This is a genomic window from Chrysiogenia bacterium (assembly GCA_020434085.1).
Lineage (GTDB): Bacteria > JAGRBM01 > JAGRBM01 > JAGRBM01 > JAGRBM01 > JAGRBM01.
In genome coordinates this window covers 1-1,509 of record JAGRBM010000031.1, presented here as the reverse complement: position 1 = coordinate 1,509, position 1,509 = coordinate 1, and the positions used below count along the sequence as shown (strand labels likewise).

At 64.7% G+C, this 1,509-nt stretch carries 2 protein-coding genes; both read right to left on the bottom strand.

Annotated features, from left to right (window positions below; translation table 11 throughout):
• Nucleotides 1-1,253 (bottom strand): L,D-transpeptidase family protein (locus KDH09_00880; GenBank protein ID MCB0218221.1); only part of this gene is annotated, 1,253 nt, incomplete at its 3' end.
• The coding region (locus tag KDH09_00875; protein ID MCB0218220.1) for a hypothetical protein at nt 1,246-1,509 on the bottom strand (264 nt) is incomplete at its 5' end. The genes KDH09_00875 and KDH09_00880, both read right to left, overlap by 8 nt.

Here is a 1,509-nt window from a genome sequence, read left to right as displayed (position 1 = left end):
TTGATCTGCCCCAGCGGGTTGCTCGGCCCGCCGTCCTGGCGCAGGACGTAGGGAATGCTCTCCGGGTTGAGTTCGTCCCACGCAATGCTGGTGGGGTCAACCTCCGCCCCGATGGCTGTGTCGAAGACGCGCGTCTCGTGCCGCGTCAGATAGGACGGGTCGGCCTTGAGCTTTGGCAGCAGGTCTTCCTTCAGGATGGTGGGCGGAATGCCCCAGGTCGGATTGAGGACGAGGGTGTTGATCTCACCGCTCATCACCGGCGTGCGACGCTGGGAAATGCCCACAATCGTGCGCATCGTGAGTGGCTCTTCCTCGGGTGCCAACGCCTCCAGGGAGAAGCCCGCGATGTTCACCACGACGCGCGGCATTCCCAGCTCGCGTGGCAGCCAGCGCCAGCGCTCAAGATTCAGGGTGATCTGCTCGGCGCGTGCGGCCGCTGGTACATTGAGCGCGGCGAGCGTCGCTTCGTTCAGGACGCCGTCATCGCGCAGTCCATGGCTTCGCTGAAATTCGCGAAGCGCATCTTCTGACTCATCGCCCTCGCTGAGGTAGCCCTCGGCCTGCAGACGCCCGCGCACGGCGGTCTCCGCCGCGTCCGGTGATAACTCGGACCAGCCGCCGCGTGCGGCGATGCCCAGGTAGCGTCGGTGCGCCTTGCGCAAAAGTGCGTAGCCCGGATCCGCGGGGGCGAGGCTCGCAAGCAGGTCCGCCATGTTCTCGCCGCCGGCGATGCGATTCAGGATCAATTGCACGTCGAGCGGCTCGGGCGTGCGAAGGCACTCGGCGTCGATGCTCACCGGATCGATCCGGCCATTGACCAGCTCGTTGGCATAAACGATCAGTCCATCGGTGAGGAGAATGTCGAGGCGCGCGGCGCGCGAACGCGCCTCAGGCTCCGCGAAAAGTCGGTTCAATGCCTGGAGGTGCAGGTCCTCGGGAGCCAGCCCGTCGGCCTCTGCGCTTTCCAGTGTGGCGAAGAGCGCGAGCGCCTGCGTGCTCGCGCCATCGCGGGTGATCCAGAGCGGGCGGAACTTCCGATCTTTGTAGAAAGCACGAAGCGAATCGGGGGCGTGAAGGTCACCGGAGACAGGGAATACAACAACGCCTTCGGCGGTCGTGGCACCTGTCAGACGCGCGCGGATTTCGCCAGCTACTTCCTCGTCCCACCGGGATGTGCAGGAAAAGAAGCCGAAAACAAGAGCGACTGCCACAAACAGCCGCGTGTACATCGTGCCCATCACGGGCTCAAGCATACTCGCTCGACCACAGCCAGGTCAGCTCGTGTTTGTTGTGAAAGAGGTGCACGAGGCGCCCGCCGGGGATGGCGGCAAAGTCCTTCACCACGGCGTAGTCGGTGCCTGCCTGGAATTTCAGGGTGCAGACCATGCGGCGACAGGCGCGGGCCGCGATCCACTTCTCCACCAGCGCGAGCAGCCGCTCGGGATAGCAGGCCATGTCCGAGAAGAGCCAGTCGACTTCATGTGCGCCGGGTTCGATGGCAAAGCCGCT